General features: G+C 74.3%; 17 protein-coding genes. 8 read left to right on the top strand and 9 right to left on the bottom strand.

What is annotated here, in order from left to right:
• The first annotated feature begins 202 nt into the window (after positions 1 to 202).
• Entirely contained in the window at positions 203 to 1,162 is a 960-nt protein-coding gene (locus ACF1GV_RS28630) for an SDR family NAD(P)-dependent oxidoreductase (protein ID WP_391686434.1), read from the top strand.
• Positions 1,163 to 1,168: 6 nt separating this feature from the next.
• Here ACF1GV_RS28630 and ACF1GV_RS28625 read toward each other — a convergent pair whose 3' ends face one another.
• Positions 1,169 to 2,002: an alpha/beta fold hydrolase gene (locus ACF1GV_RS28625; RefSeq protein ID WP_391686027.1), complete on the bottom strand. Its 834-nt coding sequence runs from the start codon at positions 2,000 to 2,002 to the stop codon at positions 1,169 to 1,171.
• 161 nt (positions 2,003 to 2,163) lie between these two features.
• Here ACF1GV_RS28625 and ACF1GV_RS28620 point away from each other — a divergent pair, with 161 nt between their 5' ends.
• The gene (locus ACF1GV_RS28620; protein WP_391686026.1) at positions 2,164 to 3,192 is read left to right on the top strand and encodes an SDR family oxidoreductase; all 1,029 of its coding nucleotides are present in this window, start codon (positions 2,164 to 2,166) and stop codon (positions 3,190 to 3,192) included.
• Between the two features lie 130 nt (positions 3,193 to 3,322).
• Here ACF1GV_RS28620 and ACF1GV_RS28615 read toward each other — a convergent pair whose 3' ends face one another.
• From ACF1GV_RS28615 to ACF1GV_RS28605, 3 genes are all read right to left on the bottom strand, one after another.
• Positions 3,323 to 3,583 carry a hypothetical protein gene (locus ACF1GV_RS28615; RefSeq protein WP_391686025.1) on the bottom strand — a complete coding sequence of 87 codons (261 nt, stop codon included), beginning with the start codon at positions 3,581 to 3,583 and terminating at the stop codon, positions 3,323 to 3,325.
• A 104-nt stretch (positions 3,584 to 3,687) separates the two neighbouring features.
• Positions 3,688 to 4,977, bottom strand: coding sequence for an ROK family protein (locus ACF1GV_RS28610; protein ID WP_391686024.1), 1,290 nt, complete (start codon positions 4,975 to 4,977; stop codon positions 3,688 to 3,690).
• A 115-nt stretch (positions 4,978 to 5,092) separates the two neighbouring features.
• Entirely contained in the window at positions 5,093 to 8,272 is a 3,180-nt protein-coding gene (locus ACF1GV_RS28605; protein WP_391686022.1) for a cytochrome P450, read from the bottom strand.
• 168 nt (positions 8,273 to 8,440) lie between these two features.
• On the opposite strand from ACF1GV_RS28605, the gene ACF1GV_RS28600 reads away from it, so the two are divergent.
• The 5 genes from ACF1GV_RS28600 (at position 8,441) to ACF1GV_RS28580 (ending at position 13,737) form a co-directional block, all read left to right on the top strand.
• Entirely contained in the window at positions 8,441 to 9,046 is a 606-nt protein-coding gene (locus ACF1GV_RS28600) for a helix-turn-helix transcriptional regulator (RefSeq protein ID WP_391686431.1), read from the top strand.
• Between the two features lie 187 nt (positions 9,047 to 9,233).
• Complete coding sequence (locus ACF1GV_RS28595) at positions 9,234 to 9,728, top strand: FBP domain-containing protein (protein ID WP_391686020.1); 495 nt, start codon at positions 9,234 to 9,236, stop codon at positions 9,726 to 9,728.
• A gap of 223 nt (positions 9,729 to 9,951) precedes the next feature.
• A complete protein-coding gene (locus ACF1GV_RS28590) occupies positions 9,952 to 11,271 on the top strand; it encodes an aromatic acid exporter family protein (RefSeq protein ID WP_391686018.1) in 1,320 nt (439 codons plus the stop codon).
• A gap of 51 nt (positions 11,272 to 11,322) precedes the next feature.
• Positions 11,323 to 12,369, top strand: a complete 1,047-nt coding sequence (locus tag ACF1GV_RS28585) for a hypothetical protein (protein ID WP_391686016.1) — start codon at positions 11,323 to 11,325, stop codon at positions 12,367 to 12,369.
• Between the two features lie 156 nt (positions 12,370 to 12,525).
• Positions 12,526 to 13,737, top strand: coding sequence for a lactonase family protein (locus ACF1GV_RS28580; protein WP_391686014.1), 1,212 nt, complete (start codon positions 12,526 to 12,528; stop codon positions 13,735 to 13,737).
• On the opposite strand, the gene ACF1GV_RS28575 is transcribed toward ACF1GV_RS28580, so the two are convergent.
• Positions 13,705 to 14,430 (bottom strand): DUF2470 domain-containing protein, encoded by a 726-nt coding sequence (locus ACF1GV_RS28575; RefSeq protein ID WP_391686012.1) that lies wholly within the window; start codon positions 14,428 to 14,430, stop codon positions 13,705 to 13,707. The two genes, ACF1GV_RS28580 and ACF1GV_RS28575, sit on opposite strands and share 33 nt — an antisense overlap.
• Before the next feature lie 81 nt (positions 14,431 to 14,511).
• Positions 14,512 to 15,120: a TetR/AcrR family transcriptional regulator gene (locus tag ACF1GV_RS28570; protein WP_391686010.1), complete on the bottom strand. Its 609-nt coding sequence runs from the start codon at positions 15,118 to 15,120 to the stop codon at positions 14,512 to 14,514.
• A gap of 108 nt (positions 15,121 to 15,228) precedes the next feature.
• On the opposite strand from ACF1GV_RS28570, the gene ACF1GV_RS28565 reads away from it, so the two are divergent.
• Entirely contained in the window at positions 15,229 to 16,764 is a 1,536-nt protein-coding gene (locus ACF1GV_RS28565; RefSeq protein WP_391686008.1) for a cytochrome P450, read from the top strand.
• A 6-nt stretch (positions 16,765 to 16,770) separates the two neighbouring features.
• Here ACF1GV_RS28565 and ACF1GV_RS28560 read toward each other — a convergent pair whose 3' ends face one another.
• From ACF1GV_RS28560 to ACF1GV_RS28550, 3 genes are all read right to left on the bottom strand, one after another.
• Positions 16,771 to 17,673, bottom strand: coding sequence for a sigma-70 family RNA polymerase sigma factor (locus ACF1GV_RS28560; RefSeq protein WP_391686006.1), 903 nt, complete (start codon positions 17,671 to 17,673; stop codon positions 16,771 to 16,773).
• A 35-nt stretch (positions 17,674 to 17,708) separates the two neighbouring features.
• The gene (locus ACF1GV_RS28555; RefSeq protein WP_391686004.1) at positions 17,709 to 18,452 is read right to left on the bottom strand and encodes a PIG-L deacetylase family protein; all 744 of its coding nucleotides are present in this window, start codon (positions 18,450 to 18,452) and stop codon (positions 17,709 to 17,711) included.
• 91 nt (positions 18,453 to 18,543) lie between these two features.
• The gene (locus tag ACF1GV_RS28550; RefSeq protein ID WP_391686002.1) at positions 18,544 to 19,845 is read right to left on the bottom strand and encodes an alpha/beta fold hydrolase; all 1,302 of its coding nucleotides are present in this window, start codon (positions 19,843 to 19,845) and stop codon (positions 18,544 to 18,546) included.
• Between the last annotated feature and the right edge of the window lie 61 nt (positions 19,846 to 19,906).

The raw sequence follows: 19,906 nt of genomic DNA, 5'->3' as shown, positions 1-19,906 counted from the left end.
ACGATCGTTCGGCTGAAGCCCTGTGGAGCCTTTCGCCGAGAGGCGACCGCCATCCGTGCCCACCACAATCAGCCCCGACCGGCATCCCCCGTCCGGTCGGGGCTTTTTCCTGTCCGGAGTTCCTGTCCGGAGTTCCTGTCCGGGAGTGGCGCTTGACTTCGAGTGCGCTCCAATTCATAGCGTGCCGGGCATGAGCGACAGCGTGATCACCGCACAGCACAAGATCGGCTCCGGCTTCGGCGCGCGGTCCACCGCCGACGACGTCCTGGCCGGCCTCGATCTCACCGGCAGGCTCGCCCTCGTCACCGGGGGCTACTCCGGCCTCGGCCTGGAGACCACACGGGCCCTCGCCAAGGCCGGCGCCCGGGTCGTGGTGCCCGCCCGGCGCCCCGCAGCGGCCCAGGAGAACCTGGCGGGCATCGACGGCGTCGAGGTCGACGACCTCGATCTCGGCGACCTGGACAGCGTGCGCGGCTTCGCCGAGAGGTTCCTCGCCTCCGGCCGCACCCTCGACTACGTCATCGACAACGCCGGCATCATGGCCTGCCCCGAGACCCGGGTCGGGCCGGGCTGGGAGGCGCAGTTCGCCACCAACCACCTCGGGCACTTCGCCCTGGTCAACCGGCTGTGGCCGGCGATCGAGCCGGGCGGCGCCCGCGTCGTGTCGGTCTCCTCGCGCGCCCACCACTTCTCCGGCGTCCGCTGGGACGACCTGCACTGGCAGCAGGGCTACGACAAGTGGCAGGCCTACGGCCAGGCCAAGACGGCGAACGTGCTGTTCGCCGTCCACCTCGACCGGCTGGGCCGGGACCGGGGCGTGCGGGCCTTCTCCCTGCACCCCGGCGGCATCCTCACCCCGCTCCAGCGGCACCTGCCCAAGGAGGAGATGATCGAGCGCGGCTGGATCGACGAGAGCGGCACCGTGCTCAACCCGGAGGGCTTCAAGAGCCCGCAGCAGGGCGCGGCCACCCAGGTGTGGGCGGCGACCTCACCCCAGCTGGACGGCATGGGCGGGGTCTACCTGGAGGACTGCGACATCGCCGAGCCGGCCGTCGAGGGCGGCACCACCGGCGTCAAGGCCTGGGCCACCGACCCGGAGCAGGCGGCCCGCCTGTGGGAGGTCTCGGCCCGGCTGACGGGCGTGAACGCCTTCGGGGCGTAGCCCGGCTCAGCGGGCCGTCGCGAACTCCCGCAGGTCCGCGGTGAGCTGCCCGGCGTGGGTGGCGAACAGGCCGTGCCCGCCGTTGTCGTACACCTTCAGCGTGGCGTCGGGCGCCAGCTCGGCCGTGCGCCGGCCGGTGAGCTCCAGGGGTGCCGAGGTGTCGTGGGTGCCGTGGATCACCAGGACCGGCAGGTCCAGCTTGGTGATCTCCGGCGCCAGGTTCAGTTCGGCGATCAGCTCGCGCAGCGCGATCCCGGCGCGGGGTGTGGAGACGTGGCAGGCGCGGACCATGGACTGCACATAGGCGTCGGAGAGCTCGTTGCCCGGCAGGTCGCGGGCGAAGAAGGAGTCCGCGCCGTCCGCGAAGAACGCGGAGCGATCCCGTCGCACGGAGTCGTTCAGCGCCCGCATCGTCTCCGGCTCCAGACCGCCGGGGTGGTCGGTACAGCGGACCAGGCCGGGGGCCACGCCGGCCACGAGGGCGAGCCGGGCCACCCGCGCGGAGCCGTGCCGGGTCAGGCAGCGCACGGCCTCGACCGTCCCGACGGAGTGGGCGACGAGGGTGACACCGCGCAGGTCGAGGTGGTCGAGCAGGCCCTGTACGTCGTCGGCGAGGCTGTCCAGGTCGAAGCCGCCCCACACGTCGTCCGAGCGGCCGTGCCCGCGCCGGTCCAGGCCGACGCACCGGAAGCCCTCTTCGGCGAGCGGGATCATCTGCGCCTCCCACATCTCCGTACCGAAGTAGGCGCTGTTGACGAAGACGATCACGGCACCGTCGGCCGGGCCGTAGTCGACGAAGTGCAGCCGGGTGCCGTCTGCGGGGCTGGCGAAGTACGGCATGGGACGTCCTCCTGCGATCCGGTGGCGAGTACGTCCCTCATCCTCGCGGCGGCCCGGGCGCAGGTCGATTACCCCGGAGGTCATGGCCGCCGCCCGGCTGCGTGTGCGGCCCGGCGACGGGTACCCGGGCCGTCCAGCCGCCGCGCAGAAGGGAGTCGAAGGTGAGCAGCACCTCGGGCAGCAGGATCGTCGTCACGGGCGCCACCGGCAATGTCGGCACCAGCGTGGTGCGGCTGTTGTCGGAGGATCCACAGGTCGGATCGGTGCTGGGCCTGGCCCGCCGGGTGCCGGACTGGTCACCGCCGAAGACCGAGTGGTCGGCCGTCGACCTGGCCTCGGAACGGGCGGGCCTCGCCGAGCGTTTCGCCGGCGCGGACGCGGTCATCCATCTGGCGTGGGCGTTCCAGCCGACGCACGATCCGGCGACCACCTGGCGGACGAACGTCCTCGGCAGCATCCGGGTGTTCGAGGCGGTGGCGGCCGCACGGGTGCCCGCGCTGGTGCACGCCTCCTCCGTCGGAGCGTACTCACCGGGACCGAAGGACCACGCGGTCGACGAGTCCTGGCCCACGCACGGCTGGCCGGACGCCGCGTACTGCCGGGAGAAGGCCTATCTGGAGCGGACGCTCGACACCTTCGAGCGGGAGCACACCGAGACACGGGTGGTGCGGATGCGGCCGGCGTTCCTGTTCAAGCGGGAGTCGGCGAGCGAGCAGCGCCGCATCTTCGGTGGCCGCTTCCTGCCCGGACCGCTGGCCCGTCCCGAGCTGCTGCCCTTCCTGCCGGACATCCCGGGGCTGAGGGTGCAGGCCCTGCACACCGACGACGCGGCCCGCGCCTATCAGCTCGCCGTCGCCTCCGACGTGCGCGGCGCCTTCAATCTGGCCGCCGAGCCCCCACTCGACGCGCGGGTGCTGGGCGAGCTGCTGGGCGCGCGTCCGGTGCGGCTGCCGCGCACGGCGGCCCGCTCGGCGATCGCCGCCGCGTGGGGGCTGCATCTGCTGCCGGCCTCCCCGCACCTCTTCGACGCGGTGCTCCGGCTGCCCCTGATGGACTGCACGCGCGCCCGCGTCGAACTGGGCTGGCTCCCGGAACGCTCGGCGACGGACGTGATCCAGGAGTTCCTCGAGGGGCTCCAGCAGGGCGCGGGCGCGAAGACCGCCCCGATGGCGGGCCGGAAGGTGGGCTGAGGGGGCCGGGAGGCGGCGGTCGGCAGGCTCACCTCTACGGCCGGGCCCCAGCCCAGCCCGACGCTCACCTCTACGGCCGGGACCGCCCCCGCCCGACGGCGCGGCGCCGTCCGGGAGCCGCAGTCCGCCCTCAGCCCGACGGCTCGTCCGGGAGCGGCTCGTCCTGGTGGACGCCGCGAGGCTGCGATGCGCCTTCGCGGCCCGTGCCCGCCTCGTCGGTGTCGGGCACGTCGTCGGCCCCACCGTCGTTCTCGGCGTCTCGGGCGGAGGGCCTGGCGGCCGGGGTCGGAACCTCCCAGGGGTCCTCGCCGGCGTCGGCCTGCTGGTCGGGCAGGTCACGCGGGACCGGGTCGCCGTTCTCTCCGGGCGCCTCGGCACGATGTTCGTCCACGACATGCTCCTTTCCGCTCGTCCGGCCCCCGCGAGTACCGTGCCGGGGACCCGCGAAACCCGCTTGGCGATCAAGGAAGCCGCACCCTTGCGGGCGCGCCATGGTCAGCGCGGCACCCGGTCCTCCAGCGCCGTGCGCCAGGCCGGCTCCGGGCTCTGCGCGGCCGGTTCGGGGCGGCGGCCGCCGCGGCCGAAGAAGTCGGCCAGGGGGAGGATCGCCGCGCCGACCGTCACCGCGTCGGGGCCGAGCCGGCCCAGTTCGACGGAGACCTTCTCGGCCGGGTGCCGCAGCGCATAGGCGGTGGCGTGGCGGCGCACCGCGGGCAGGAAGCGGGCGCCGAGCTGGAGCCCGGCCCAGCCGCCGATCAGGATCCGCTCGGGCTGGAAGAGGTTGATCAGGTCGGACAGTCCGGCGCCGAGGTACTCGGCGGTCTCCTCCAGGACGGCCAGCGCGACGGGGTCGGGTTCGGTGCCCTCGGGCGGGTAGGCGGCGGCGAGCATGGCGGTCAGCGCCGCCTCCTCGTCGCTGCCCTGCGGGGGCCGGCCGCCCTCCTCCGCCCAGCGGGCGAGCAGCGACTCGGCCCCGGCGTACGCCTCCAGGCAGCCCAGGGCGCCGCAGCGGCAGCGCCGCCCCCGCACCCGTACGGTCAGATGGCCCCACTCCACGGCCCGCCCGTGTTCCACGTCCGGGGTGACCAGGCAGGCGCCGACGCCGGAGCCGAAGAGCACGACGACCGCGTTGCGGGCGCCGCGCCCGCCGCCGAACCACATCTCGGCCTGGCCGAGGGTCTTCGCGCCGTTGTCGATGAAGTAGGGCACGGTGTCCGGCAGCGGGGAGCCCGCACGCAGCAGCGCCTCCAGCGGGGCGGCGTCCCAGCCGATGGTCTGACCGTGCACGACGGCCCCCTGCTCGGGGGTGTGCTCCACGATCCCGGGGACGCCGATGCCGACACCGAGCAGCGCGTGCGCGCCGGTGCCGGAGGCGGTGAGCACCTCGGCGATGCCGTCGCGGATGTGGCCGACGATCGTCTCGACGGCGTATCCCCGCTGCTCCAGCGGCCGCTCGGCGCGGGCCAGCTCGGTGAGGGTGAGGTCGAACAGCTCCACGCGCACCCGCGTCTCGCCGACGTCGACGCCGATCATGTGGCCGCTGCCGGGCGCGACGCGCAGCAGCGTGCGCGGGCGGCCGCCGTCGGAGTCGACGCTGCCGGCCTCCTCCAGCAGGCCGTCGGCGATCAGGTCGGCGACGACGTTGCTGACGGAACCGGAGCTCAGCCCGGTGGCCGGGCCGAGCTCGAAGCGGCTGAGCGGCCCGTCGAAGTACAGGCGCTGGAGTACGGCCGTACGGTTGGCCCGCCTCAGATCACGTACCGTGCGCCCGTTCCGCCCCGCCATGTGGCTCCTTCCGCCCCTGCCGACCTGCACCCTATCCCCGGAAGGGGCGGTACCGCACTTTCCCCACCCCTTAGTTCAGACAGAAAGGTAAGCCGGTCGCCTGGAGGAGCGCCGCTCACCCCGCCGCGTACACGTCCTCGACGTAACGCCCGGCGGTGGTCATCTCGTCCAGCCACCGCTGTGCCGCCGCCTCGTCGGCTCCCCGGGTGCGGCCCCGGTACAGCGCACGGAAGGCCTCGCGTACGCCCGGCGCCATGCGTGCGCCGTCGCCGCAGACGTACACACGGGCGCCTGCGTCCAGCAGCCGGCCGACCTCCTCGGCCTCGGCGGCGATGCGGTGCTGGACGAACATCGGGCCGTCGGCCGGTGCCGCGCTGAACGCGGGCCGCAGCGAGAGCGCGCCGGCGGCCTCGGCGGCGTGCAGCTCCTCGGCGTGCAGGAAGTCGGCGTCCGGCGCGTCGCAGCCGAAGTAGAGCAGTGCGGGCGGCAGTTCGGCGCCGGCCGCGAGGGCCGCCGCGCGGTCGGCGACCACCCCGCGGAAGGGGGCGAGGCCGGTGCCGGCGGCGACCAGGACGACCGGTGCGGAGTGATCCACACGGAAGGCCTCCCGGCACGGCTGCACGCGCGCGTACACGGTGTCGCCGGGGCGGACGGTGGCGAGGTGGCCCGAGCCGGTGCCGGTGTAGTCGCCCTTGCCCGAGCGGGCCGGGGCGTGGAGCACGGAGACCATCAGGTCGGCGTGGCGCGGGTCGGCGGCGGGGGACGAGGAGATCGAGTAGTGGCGCGGGCGCAGGGGGGTGAGCAGGTCGAGGAGCGCCGGCCAGTCGAGGGCGCCGCGCAGGGCCGGGTGGTCCTCGAACAGCTCGATCAGGGTGCGGGGGTCGTCGGCGGGGAGAGCTGCGAGCGCGGCGCGCTCGGGCGGGCAGGGATGGGCGGCGGCGAGGGTGGCGATCCGGTCGGGCCCGGGCCGCTCCTGCAGCTCGACGTGGTGGGTGAGCAGGTCGCGCACCGTCACCGGCCGGTCGACGGCGAGCCCGTCGCGACGGCGGCGGGTCGCCCGGATGTCCAGGACCGTGCCGGGGTCGACGCCGAGGGCCGCGGCGGCGCGCTCGACGAGAGCGGGCGCGTTGGCGGGCAGCACGGTGAGGTGGTCGGCGGTGCGGTAGGTGACGCCGTCGGGCAGCGCGAGGCGGATGAACCGCTTGCGGCGCGGGTGCCCGGGCGCGGTGAGGTCGTACGCCTCGGTCACGGTCATCGGCATCAGACCGTGCCGCTCGGCGAGCGCGTCGAGCGGGCCGCCGCCGATGGTCCGCACCTCGTACGCCGCGGCCGGTTCCTCCCCCTGGGCGGGGCCCGCGTCCGGGTCGCCGTACCGCTCCAGCAGGGCCGCTCGCAGCCGCACGGTGAAGTCGCGGACGGTGCCGGTGAGGTCGCCGGAGGCGTCGGCGGCGGCGCGGTCGGTGAGCCGGGCGGCGCCGAGCGCGGCGAGGCGTTCGTCGATGCGGGTGGGCACGTGCTGGTAGGTGGCCGCCCAGGTACGGTCGCCGACACCGAGGACGGCGTAGCTGACGCCGGTCAGGTCGGGCTCGCCGTCCAGCCGGGCGGTGAAGGCGGTGGCGTCGTCGGTGGGGCGGCCGTTGTAGGAGGCGGCGGTGATGATCACGGGCCGGTCGGTGGGCAGCGCGTCCGCGTACGCGTCCAGCGCGGCGACCTCCGTCGTGCAGCCGATCTCCGCGGCCTCGTCGGCGAGTTGGGCGGCGAAGGCGCGGCAGGTGCCGTAGTTGCTGCCGTGCAGGAAGAGAGCGCCGCTGCCGGGGCGGACTCGGGCGGGGAGGGTGTCGGGTGCGATGGTCTGCGCCGCCTGGGCGGGGGCGGTGCCCGGCAGCGGCGGGTGGGCGCGGTCGGCGGGGGTGCGCGGCGTCAGGGTGAGCGTGAAGCCCTCGGGCTTGAGGGTGAGGGTCTCCCTCACGTCGAGCCGGTAGCGGGCGTGGTCGTGCAGCCGGTAGCGGTGGACCAGCATGGCGAGCAGCATCGTGGCCTCGTGCAGGGCGAACTGCCGCCCGATGCAGGCGCGTTCGCCGGTCCCGAAGGGCTTGTAGGCGTGCACGGGGCGGGCCGCCTCGGCTTCGGGCGTGAAGCGGGAGGGGTCGAAGAGGTCGGGGTTGTCGCCCCACACGGGTTGCCGGTGCAGCATCGGCGTGAGCACGGTGACGGCCTGTCCGGCGCGCAGCGGGACCCGCCCGCCCAGCAGGGTGTCCTCGAGGGCGTGCCGGCTGAAGGCGGCGGCGGTCGGCCACAACCTGAGCGCCTCGCTCAGCACCTGCCGGGTGAAGGGCAGCCGGCCCACGTCCTCGTACGTCGGTTCCGGGTCGGCGGTGTCGCCCCACAGCGCGTCCACTTCGCGTCGCACGAGGTTCAGGGCGGTGGGGTCCTTGGCCAGGTGGTACAGGGCGAACGACATCGCACCGGAGGTCGTCTCATGGCCGGCGATCAGGAAGGTGATGACCTGGTTGCGGATGTTGGCGTGGTCCAGGGTGGTGCCGTCGGCGGGGTGCTCGGCGGTGAGCATCAGGCCCAGCAGGTCGGTGGCGTCCTGGAAGCCGGTGCCGGTGCGGGAGGCGATGACGTCGTCGACGACCCGGGCGAGGTGGGCGGCGTCGTCCTGGAAGGCGGCGTCGGCGCCGGAGTGGTCCTCGCCCGGGGTGCGGGCCAGGCGGGTCATGCTCCAGTGCAGGCAGCGGACCATCGTCTCGACGAAGGGGTGCGGCCGCTCGCGCTCGAAGGAGCCGAAGTCGTAGCCGAAACCGGCCAGTCCGATCGTGTCCAGGGTCATCCGCGTCATGTCGTCGGCGACGTCGACCGGCCGTCCGTCGCGGGCGGCGCGGTCCCAGGCGGCGAGAAGCCGGCGCGCGACCTTCAGCATGACGGGGTGGTAGGTGCGCATCGAGCCGAGGGCGAAGGCCGGCATCAGGATGTCGTGCGCCTTGGCCCAGTTCGGTTCGTCGTTGTACGCGGTGAACAGGCCGTCGGCGGTGAACTCACGCACGTTCTGCAGCGCGGGGCCCACGTGCTTGGCGAAACGCCGCTCGTCGGCGAGGTCGGTGACGAGGTCGAGGTCGGCGACGAACAGAGTGTCCCGCCCGTGCAACCGCCGCACCAGCACCGGCCCGTGCTCCCGCATCAGGTCCATGACCTGCTGGATCGGGGTCGGGCCGGGGCCGGTGGCGGTGATGTCGACGACGGGGACGCCGGGGAGTGCGGCGGCGGTCCGGGGCTGCGCTGCGGTGGGGGGCATGGCGCGACAACTGCCTTTCGCGGTAAGGACGGGCTGCGCTCCACCTTGCTCGACGGGCCCCGTCCGCCCGCACCGGCCGACTACATGATTGTGTAGTCGGCGGATGCGGACGGCCCTTGCGCCGAGTGACGGGAGGTGCTGGTGGACCGGGCGCGGCAGGAGGCCGTGATGTGGCGCAACCGCACGCTGACGCTCTTCGACCGGGTGGCGGTGCCGGTCGCGGTGTGCGATGTGTACGGCGCACTGATCCTGGCCAATCCTGCGATGGCCGCCGAGTGCGGTACGACGCCGGGACGGCTGCGCGGCCGGCAGGTGCTGGAGTTGTTCCGGCCGCTGGAGGAGGCGCAGGTCGAGCGGATCGCGCAGGCGCTGCGGCTGCGTCACCGCTCCCGCTACCAGGTGTCCGTGCGCTGGAGGGCCCCGGGCGGTGCCGAGCGGCTCGGGGAGCTGACGGCCGACCCGGTGAGCGACACCGCCGACGACACGCCCGCGCTGCTGGTGATGCTGCGGGTGCTCGGCGAACGCACGCCGCGGGACCGGCCGTCGGCTCAGGTCACGCCGGTCGAGGCCCGTATCCTCGCGCTGCTGGCGGAGGGCGCCACCACGGCCCGCGCGGCGCGGGAGACGGGCCTGACCCCGGACGGCGTGACGTACCACCTGCGGCGGCTGTCGGCCCGCTGGGGTGCGGCGAACCGCACGGAACTGGTGGCCCGCGCCTACGCCTCCGGCGTGCTGGTCACCGGGGTGTGGCCGCCGGCGCCGGCCGTCGAGTAGGCGTTGCCCGCTGCCTCGGGGGCACCGAAGCGGGCCGGCGTGTGCCAGACCGTCTTCAGGTCCTGTGAGACCTACCGCCCGCTGCGGGGACCGGCTCGCCTCGGAAATCCGTTGGCGTCCTCTCCTCGCCCCTGCCTAACCTAGGTGAAAACCTAGGGCCCCTAGGATCCGATACCGGGAAGCACTCATGAGATCACTCACCGAGCGGGACATCCGCAACTCGTTCATCAACTGCTCCAAGGGCGAGGCGAAGCGTCTGGCGGTGCCCCGGGACCTCGACCAGCGGCCCTGGGACGACCTCGACTTCCTGGGCTGGCGTGATCCGGGTGCGCCCGACCGCGCCCATCTGGTCACCGAGCGGGACGGAGAGCTGGTCGGCGTCGCCTTCCGGTTCACGCCCGCCCGGCGCGCGCTGATGCAGCGCAGCCTGTGTGCCCTGTGCCTGACCGCGCATCCGCGCGGCGGCGTGTCGCTGATGACCGCGCGCAAGACGGGCGCGGCGGGGCGGGAGGGAAACTCGGTGGGTCTGTACATGTGCACCGACCTCGCCTGCTCCCTGTACGTCCGTGGCAAGAAAGTGCCGGAGAGCGGCACCCGGTTCGAGGAGAGTCTGACCGTCCAGGAGCAGATCGCCCGGACGAAGGCCAACCTGTTCGCCTTCCTGGACAAGATCCAGGCCTGACCGGCCGGACACCGGTTCGCGCAGGTTGCCACGGGTTTCGCGCGTCGCCCGGGTCGCCGTGATGCGCGCGGGAAGGCGCCCCGCACCCCGCCTCTTCCTGCCTCGCCTGCGGCCCCCGAACCCCCGCCGGGAAGGTTCGCCCTGGGTGCCATGGTGGGCCGTAGGCGTTCGGTTTCGGCCATGGGGCGTTCGAGGTCGGAGGGGAACGGGAACAGGCCAAGGGATGCGAGATGTACGTGAGTGGACGCCCGACCTCGCGCGACTGAAGCAGTGGCTCGCGCGGCTGTGGCAGTGGCGGCGGGACCCCTCGGTCGTTCAGGCACTGCGGTCGGCGGCCGCGGCGACGGTCGCCTACGTCGTCGCGGTCCGGCTGAGCCCCGAGCCCGCCCCGCTGACCGCGCCGCTGACCGCGCTGCTGGTGGTCCAGGTCACCCTGTACGCCACGCTCACCAACGGCATCCGCCGGGTGAACGCCGTGGTGGCCGGTGTGCTGGTCGCCATCGCGTTCAGCCTGCTGGTGGGCCTGACCTGGTGGAGCCTGGCGCTGGTGATCGTGGCCGCGCTGGCCGTCGGCCATCTGGTGCGCGTCGAGGAGTACGTCCAGGAGGTCGCGATCAGCGCCATGCTGATCCTCGGGGTGACCACGCACGGCGCGACCGCGTGGGCACGGGTCCTGGAGACGCTGATCGGCGCCGTGGTCGGCATGGGGTTCAACCTGCTGCTCGCCCCGCCGGTGTGGGTGGACGAGGCGGGCGACTCCATCGACGATCTGGCGCGGCGGATCCGCCAGATGATGCTGCGCGTCGGCGAACAGGCCGCCGGGCGCCCCTCCTACGAGCTGGCGGCGGCCCGGCTGCACGAGGCCCGCCGGCTGGACCACGCCATCTCCGAGGTGGACGCGGCGCTGCGGCAGGCCGAGGACAGCCTGCGGTTCAACCCGCGGGTGCGCGAGGGACTGCTGCACCGGGTGGTGCTGCGCACCGGCCTGGACACCCTGGAGATCTGCACGGTCGTGCTGCGGGTGCTCGCCCGCACACTGACCGACCTGGCCAAGGAGCGCGATCCGCAGCCGCTGTTCCCGCAGGCCGCGGGCGCGGCGATCGAGGAGCTGCTCTCCGAGATCGCCGACGCCGTGGTCAGCTTCGCGGTGCTCGTCACCACGCACACCAGCCACAGCGCCGAGTCCGCCGAGGAGCGGCTGACGGCCCAGCTGCGGCAGGCCGCGGCCACCCGGGACAAGGTGGCCCAGCTGCTGCTGGAGGAGGTGCAGCACGACGCCCGGCACTGGCAGCTGAGCGGCGCCGTGCTGACCGAGGTCAACCGCATGCTCGACGAGCTGGACACCGAGCACCGCTCGCGCCGGCTGCTGGAGGAGCTGGACCGGCACACTCGTGAGCAGCGCGCACGGCTGCCATGGGTGGCGGGGCTGCGGGAACGGCTCTGGCTGCCGCGCCGGCTGCGCCGGGGCGGCCGGCGGCTGCGCGCCCGGATTCCGGAGCGGCTGCGGTGGAACCGCGGGGCGGGGATCCGGCGTTCTCCGTGACGGCACCGCGTGCGCGGTGTCCGAAAAGGCACCACTTGAGGGAGCGTGCGGATGAGCGGTGGCGTGCGGATCGACGGGAACACCCTGCGGCTGCCGGGCGGTGTGGCGGTGCGGTTCATCCGTACGCTGCGGCTGCCCGAGTCGGGCACCCATGCGCTGCCTCCGGGGCTCGGCGAGTTCCCGGTGCGCCGGGTCGCCGACTACCCGGACACCGTGCCCGAGGCATGGCGGGCGCGCGGGGGCGTGATGCTGCCCGTGTATCTGCGCGAGGCGATGTGGCTGTCGTTCGCCGGCAGCACCGAGCCGGCCGCCCTGCAGATCGGGGCGGGCAAGGTGTGCGCGGTCTCCGGCAAGGCGTGGACCGGGCGGTTGTCGCGCGACCCGCAGAACTACGTCGTCCTGCCCCGCCAGCCCTGGCTGGACGGCATCAACTCCGGAAAGGGCACGGTGCGGCAGTTCGTCGCGGTGCCGCTCGGTCTCGGCGCGACCGTGGAGGGCCAGGTCACCGGCGAGGAGGTGTGGGGCGGCGTACAGCTGCAGTCGTTCCCGCTCGGTGAGCCGGCGCTTCAGCGGTGGCGGGAGGAGCAGCGGCGTCTCGCGGAGGCGGTGCGCGCCACCGCGACCGGCGGCTACGGCGGGCCGCCGCCGGGCGCCCTGCCCGCCATGGCGCCCGCGGGTGCCGCGCCCGCCGCCCCGGGTTCCGCGCCGCGCGCCGCGGCGGCGATGGGCCTGGGCGTGGGCGGCTCCATGCGCCAGGAGGTCTACCGCGACGACCGCCCGCTGTCCGACTGGGCGGCCGAGCCCGCCGGACGGGTCTTCGTGCACCTGGTGACCCCGCCGGAGTGGCGCCGCATCACGGGCGAGGCGCCGCCGCCCTCGCCCGTCGACCGGGCGGCGTACACCCGGGCTGGCCTGCCCTGGTACGACTACTACGACGCCGACGCCGACGATCTGGCCCCCGCGGACCCGTTGCAATCGGTCAAGCCGGTCGGCGACTGGCTCGGCGACGACCACGACCCATGGCAGGCCCCGGCCCCGCACCAGATCCACCCGTTGAAGGACGCTCCGGGCAAGCCGGTGACGGACGGCGACTGGTAGCGGCCACGAGGGGCACCGAGGCCCGAGCCGGGTGGTCGCACCGATGACGCCCGGCGGCGCGGCGCACGCCCTGCAACAGGTGTTGCGCGTGCCGGGTCCGTCTTGCGAGGGTGGCTGTCACGACCGGCCGGGCGGACGACTCCTCGAGGTGCGGGCATGGGCAGTGGTGGGCAAGGGGTGCGCGGGGCCGGCTGGAGCCGGCGCGGTGTGGTGGGCGCACTCGGTGCCGCCGCCTCCTCCGTGGCGCTCGCCGCATGCGGGGCCGAGCGGGAGTCCGACGGGCCCGCCGCCGCGCGTACGGCGGCCGGGCCCTCCCGGCGGGCCGACCGGACGGCGTCCGGGCCGCGCCCGGTCTACCTCGGCACCTACACCTCCGCTTCGGGCGGCGGCAGCGGCATCGGCCTGGCCGTCTACGACGCCGGCACCGGCCGGATCACCGGGCGGGGCACGCTGACCGGCGTACCGGACCCGTCATATCTGGCGGTGCATCCGGACGGCCGGACGCTGTACGCGGTCGACGAGCGGGAGGACGGCGCGGTGAGCGCCGTCCATCTCGCCGACCGGCGCGTGCTGGGCAGCCGGAGCACCGGCGGGGCGGCGCCCTGTCATCTGTCGGTGCATCCGAGCGGGCGGTGGCTGCTGAGCGCCAACTACGGCTCCGGGAGCGTGGCGGTCCACCCGATCGACGCCTCGGGCGCCCTCGGCGAGCGGGCGGACCTGGTCACGCACACGTCTCCGGCGCCGGGCCCCGCACAGCAGGGGCCGCACGCACACCAGGTCGTCACGAGTCCCGACGGCGGTCACGTCCTCGCCGTCGACCTGGGCACGGACACCGTGTACACCTACCGCCTCGATCCGCGTACGGGACAGCTTACCGAGGCCGCGCGGGCCGCCACCCGTCCCGGCACCGGCCCGCGCCACCTCACCTTCCATCCGGGCGGCCGCCACGCCTACCTGGCCGGCGAGGTCGGCAACACGGTGATGGTGTGCGGCTACGACCCGGAAAGCGGCCGGCTGACCGTGGGCGCGCCGCAGTCCACGGGGGCGGAGTCCGGCACCAACTACCCGGCGCAGTTCGCCGTCACCTCCGACGGCCGGTTCGCCTTTCTCGCCAACCGGGGTCACAACAGCGTGGCCAGGTTCGCGGTGGAGGCGGCCGGCGCCCGGCTGAGGCTGCTGGGCACGACGGATGTCGAGGGTGACTTCCCGCGGCAGATCGCCCTCTCCCCCGACAGCCGGCTGCTGTTCGCCGCGAACCAGAAGTCGGGCACGGTCAGCGTCTTCCATGTCGACGGCCGCACCGGTGACCTGCGCCTGGCCGGCGCCCCCTTCCCGTCACCGGTCGCCGTCTGCGCGCTGCCCCTGTAGGGCGCGCGGGCAGCCGGAGCCGCTCGCCCGGGCCAGCAGGCGCTGCACGCGCTCGGTGAGCTGCGCGACGCCGTCGGCGGGGGTGTGGAAGGGCAGGCGTACGTCGCCGTGGGTGCGGGCGCGTTCGATGCGCAGCGTCAGCCCGTGCCGGTCGACGGCGAGCGGGCGGACCCTGACGGCGCCGTGCAGACTGCCGGGGTCGATCAGACGCGTGAGGCGTTCGACGGCGTCGGGGTGGGCGTCGGCGAGGTGGGTGAGCAGCCGTGCCTCGGCTTCGGAGAGCGGGTCGGGCGCGGCGGCGGTGAAGGCGTCCACGGCGACGACGGCGGCGCCGGAGGGTCGGCGCAGGACGACGCGGGTGGCGTGGAAGGCCAGGTGGTCGTCCTCGGGGGTGAACCAGCCGGCGAGCCACAGCCGGGCGCGGATGCGGTGGCGGACGGGTACGGGGGCGACGTCGGCGAACTCCAGCACGGCGGAGGGTTCACCGCGGGGGGCGCAGATCGCCGCGGTGAGCAGCGCGCTGTCGTCGGGCAGGCGCAGCAGCAGCCGCCCGTCGTCGCTCACGCTGTGCGCGCCCACGAACTCCTCGCGCCCGCCCTCGGCGGTCACCGCGCAGGACCAGGCGGTGGCGAGCACGGACCGTGCCCGCTCGGCCGCTCCGGGCGCCGCGGCCCACGTCTGGCTGTCACCCATCACCAATCCTCCTTAGGTAAGGCTCACCTAACTTATCGGAGATCGGGGCGTGCGCCAACCAGGCCCCGGCACGGACGGCGGTCAGCCGGCGAGGACTCCGAGCAGCGCCCGCGCGCAGAGGTCCCGCACCTGTTCCCGGCTCAGGTCCGAGCCGCGCAGCCACTCCAGACAGACCGCGGTCGTGAACGCCAGCCACCCGCGCACGGCGAGGCGGACGTCGGGGCGCTGCTGGAAGAGCGGACCGAACTCGGGGTCGGCCGCCAGGGCGGCGAGGATCTGGCGTTCCTGCACGGCCAGGGCCCGCCGGTAGACGCGCCGCACCGTCCGGTCGCCGGCCGCGTCGGCACGGTGAAAGGCGCGGTAGCCGTGGGCGTGGGCCCGCACATGCTCCAGGTAGGCGTCGAGGCCTGCGGTGAGCTGCTCGCGCACCGGCACGCCGGGCACGGCGGCCGTCAAGCGCAGCATGCGCTCGCTCTCCCGCTCCACGACCGCGGCGAAGAAGTCCCGTTTCGTCGGGAAGTAGTGGTAGAGCAGGCCGCGCGAGACACCGGCGATCTCCGCGACCTGCTCGATCCACACGTCGTCGTAGGGGCTCTCCGAGAACAGCCGGGCGCCGACCGTGAGCAGCTGCTCCCGGCGCTCCGCGGTGCTGAGGCGGCGGCGGGTGCGCTCCCCGTGGTTCGCGGCCATGCCCGCACTGTACTTGACGCGGATTCAACAAGGGGACGAGACTGAAACACGTTATTGAACCGGCGTACAACACTGCTCAACATGCCGCAGGATCAAGGGAGATCGCGCATGGCCGACGCCAGGGCGGACCACGGCCGTCACACCAGGGGGTTCCGCAGCGCCGAGCTGGGCTGGCCCGAGCTGCACCGCATTCCGCATCCGCCGCACCGGCTGCCCCTGCTCGGTGACGTGCTCGGCGCGAACCGGACCACCCCCGTGCAGGACTCGGTGCGGCTCGGCCGCCGGCTCGGCCCGATCTTCCGGCGGCGCGCCTTCGGCAAGGAGTTCGTGCTCGTGTGGGGCGGTGCACTCGTCGCGGACCTCTCCGACGAGTCCCGGTTCGCCAAGCACGTGGGGCTCGGCATCGCCAATCTGCGCCCGGTCGTCGGGGACGCGCTGTTCACCGCGTACAACGACGAGCCCAACTGGCAGCTCGCGCACGACGTCCTGGCGCCGGGGTTCAGCCGCGAGGCGATGGCGGCCTACCACCCGATGATGCTGGACGTCGCCGCGCGGCTGACCGAGCACTGGGACCGGGCCGCCGCCGACGGCCACGACGTCGACGTCCCCGGCGACATGACCAAGCTGACCCTGGAGACCATCTCCCGCACCGGCTTCGGCCACGACTTCGGCTCCTTCGAGCGGCCCCGGCTGCACCCCTTCGTGACGGCCATGGTCGGCACCCTCAGCCACGCGCAGCGGCTCAACACCGTGCCCGCGCCCGCGGCCCCGCTGCTGCTGCGCGGTGCGAGCCGGCGCAACGCGGCCGACATGGCGTACCTGAACCGGACCGTCGACGAGGTCGTGCGGGCCCGCCGGGCGGCGGGCAGCGGGGACGGTGACCTGCTCGACCGGATGCTGCGGACCGCCCACCCGGAGACCGGGGAGCGGCTGTCCGCGCTGAACGTACGGCGGCAGGTCATCACGTTCCTGGTCGCCGGGCACGAGACCACCTCCGGGGCGCTCTCCTTCGCCCTGTACTACCTCGCCCGGCACCCCGAGGTCGCGGCCCGCGCCCGGGCCGAGGTCGAGCGGGTGTGGGGCGGGACGGAGGTGCCCGCCTACGAGCAGGTGGCGAAGCTGCGGTACGTGCGCCGGGTGCTCGACGAGTCGCTGCGGCTGTGGCCGACCGCGCCCGCCTTCGCCCGGGAGGCCCGGCAGGACACCGTGCTGGCCGGGGAGCACTCCATGCGACGCGGCGCCTGGGCGCTGGTGCTGACGCCGATGCTGCACCGCGATCCCGAGGTGTGGGGCGCGGACGCCGAGCGGTTCGACCCGGACCGCTTCGACGCCGCGGCCGTACGGGCCCGGCCCCCGCATGTCTTCAAGCCGTTCGGCACCGGGGCGCGCGCCTGCATCGGCCGCCAGTTCGCGCTGCACGAGGCGACCCTGGTCCTCGGCCTGCTGCTGCGCCGCTACTCCTTCCTGCCCGACCCCGGCTACCGGCTGCGGGTGGCCGAACGGCTCACCCTGATGCCGGAGGGGCTGCGACTGCGGCTGGAACGCCGGTCACCCGCCGAGGTGCCGGCCCCGCGAGCGGACGGCGACGAGCGCGCGGACGAGCCGCGCGCCCCCCGCTGTCCCGTGCACGGGGCCGGGAGCTGAGCCCGGTCAGCCGGTGCAGCCGTCGAAGTCCAGGCGCTCCAGCCGCTCGGGGTCGGCCAGGATGTACATGCCGGTGATGCGGCCGTCGGCGATGGTGAGCGCCATGACCGACTTCGGCCCGCCCTCGGGGGCGTTGACCAGGCCCACCGTGCCGTTGACCAGCATCGGCCGCGCGCTGCCGGCGAACCGGGAGAACATGAGCGCCTGTTCAGCCACCGTCTTGGCGCCCTGGACCACCTTGGAGGCGGCCAGACCCCGCATGAGCGTCCCGGCGTCCACCCGCAGCGTCACGTCCGGGTGGAGCACGCCGACCAGCGCCTCGAAGTCGCCGGCGCGCGAGGCGGCGAGGAAGGCGTCCAGGACCTGCTTCTGCCGGCCGAGGTCGGGCTCCGCGGCCGGCTCGGCGCCGCGCACCCGGCGGCGGGCGCGGCTGGCGAGCTGGCGGGTGGCGGCCGAGGTGCGGTCCACGATCGGCGCGATGTCGTCGAACGGAACGGCGAACATGTCGTGCAGCACGAACGCCAGCCGCTCGTCCGGCTCCAGGTTCTCCAGGACGACGAGGAGGGCGACGCCCACCGAGTCGGCGTGCAGGACCTCCTGCTCGGGGTCGAGGCGGGACAACGGCCGCAGTTCCAGGTCCGGGACGAAGGCGTCGACGCGGTCGTCGATCAGCTCCTCGCGGCGTGCGGCGCGCGAGCGCAGCAGGTCAAGGCAGACCCGGCCGGTCACGGTGGTCAGCCAGCCGCCGAGGTTCTCGATGGCGTCGGAGTCGGTGCGGCTGAGCTTGAGCCAGGTCTCCTGCACCGCGTCCTCCGCCTCGGCCAGCGAGCCGAGCATGCGGTAGGCCACGGCCCGCAGATGCCCGCGGTGCTCCTCGAAGCGGTCGGCCAGTGCCTGGGTGGTGTCCATGGGCGCGTCTCCCCCGCGTGTCGTCGGCTGCCGAGTCATCTGCTGAACAGTTCGAAGGCCACGGCCGGGCGACCGCCGAAGCGTTCCGCCGCCGCCTGGGCGTTCGCGGTGAGGAATCCGCGCGCGTAGGTCTCCGGGTCCTCGTCGGTCAACGCCTCGATGTACGTGCGGTGTTCCAGCAGCGAGCGCACCGCGCGCTCCAGACCGGGCGTGGCGTCCGCGGCGTGGGTGGGCGAGGCCGAGCCGGCGACCGCGACCCAGCGCACGCCGTCCCAGGGCTCAAGGCCCTGCTCGGCCAGTTCGGGGAAGATCCAGCGGTTGCCCGCGTCGGAGGCGGCGTCGAGGGTGGCCCGGCCGACCGCCACATGGTCGGGGGTGTTCCAGGCGACCCCGCCCCAGGTGTCCCGGTGGTTGAGGGTGATGACCAGCTCGGGCCGGTGGCGGCGGATGGCGGCCGCGATGTCCCGGCGCAGCGCCGGGCCGTACTCGATCACTCCGTCGCGGTGGTCGAGGAACTCCACGCTCGACACCCCGACGGCCGCCGCGCTCGTCCGCTGCTCCCGTTCGCGCAGGAAAGCGCACACGGCGGGCTCCAGCGTGTCGATGCCGGCCTCGCCGCGGGTCGCCAGCACGTACGCGACCTCGCGGCCGGCGTCGGTCCAGGCGGCGACGGCCGCCGAGCAGCCGTACTCCAGGTCGTCCGGGTGGGCCACCACGGCCAGGGCGCGCTGCCAGCCCTCGGGCATGGGCTGCAGTTGAGCGTTCGTCGGCTCGGTCATGGGCGCACAGTAACCCGTGCGGAGGGCGATGACCGGCCCTTTGTGGATCTTGACGGGGAGGACCGCGCGCCGCGCTGCGAACGGCCGGCGTTCACACCTCGTCGCGGGCGAGGGCGAGCAGCCGGTCCAGGACCCGCGGGCCGCCCACGCGCACCCCGTCGTGCTCGAACTCGTCGGTCACCCAGGTGCGCAGGGAGCGGATCGCCCGCGCGGTGGCGAGGGAGTGGTCCGCGTCGACGTACATGTCGTCGTGGTAGACGGCGGCGGCGACCGGTACCTGGTTCGCGGCCAGGCGCTCACGGTCGTACAGGGGCCTCCAGCCGGTGCGGGCGGCGAGCAGTTCGGCGGTCTCCTTCAGCGGGCGCAGCGCCGGGTCGCAGTCGAACATCCAGGGGTGGACCGTCTCGCCGGTGAACAGCAGCGGCCCGTCGCCCGCGAGCGTCTTGGCCGCGTCGAACTGCGGGAACTCGGCACGGACCCGTTCGGCGGCCCAGGCGGTGGGGCGGGCGTCCTGTCCGTAGATCGACTCGTGGACGAGGGCGTACAGCGGGTGCGCGGCGTACGACAGCAGACCCCGCACCTCCTCCTGGAAGGCGTCCGACAGCTGCCGGCCGCCCACCGTGGGCACGAACGCGTCCTCCAGCAGGTAGTGCAGGCGATGGCTGCCGTCACCGGTGCCCAGGAGGATGCCGAGGGACTGGAAGGCCTCGACGGTGAGCCGGTACCCGCCGGGCAGGACCACGTCCTGGCCGAGCAGGTGGTCGGCGATACGGCGGGCCCGCTCGACGTCCTGCGGGTAGCGGGCGTAATGCGCGGCGACCTTGCGTTCGATGCGCGGGTAGGCGGCCCGGTAGACGTCGTCGGCGTGGGCGTCGAGGGAAGGCAGCCCGCCGGTGATCAGCGCGGCGGCCAGGCCCTCGGGGGCGGTGGAGAGGTAGTGGACGGTGCAGAAGCCGCCGAAGCTCTGACCGAGCACCGTCCAGGGGGCACCGCCGGTGACCTGCGGGCGGATCGCCTCGCAGTCGCGCACGATGGAGTCGGCGCGGAAGTGCGTGAGGTAGCCGGCCTGCGCGGCCGGACCACCGCGCAGCGGCAGGGTCTGGCGGCTGGCTGGTGTGGAGGCGCCGGTGCCGCGCTGGTCCAGCAGCAGCACGCGGAACTCGCGCAGCGCGCGGTCCAGCCAGCCCGTGCGGCCGGTGAAGCGCTGTGCGCCGAATCCGGGGCCGCCCTGGAGGTACACCAGCCACGGCAGGTCCTGGCGGGCCTTGTCGCTCGCGACCACCTCGCGGGCGTACAGCTCGATGGTCTCCCCCGCGGGGTCGGCGTGGTCGAGCGGCACGGTGAAGCGGCGGTCGGTCAGATGGACGCCGGGCTGGCGGTAGCTGGTGGTCAACGCGTCTCCCCGGTGCGGACGGTGGGTGCGATCGGTCCCAGTCCAGCACACGCCGGGTCGC

It is taken from the genome of Streptomyces sp. NPDC014006 (assembly GCF_043088925.1).
Taxonomy (GTDB): domain Bacteria; phylum Actinomycetota; class Actinomycetes; order Streptomycetales; family Streptomycetaceae; genus Streptomyces.
This window is presented reverse-complemented; position numbering and strand designations above follow the sequence as displayed.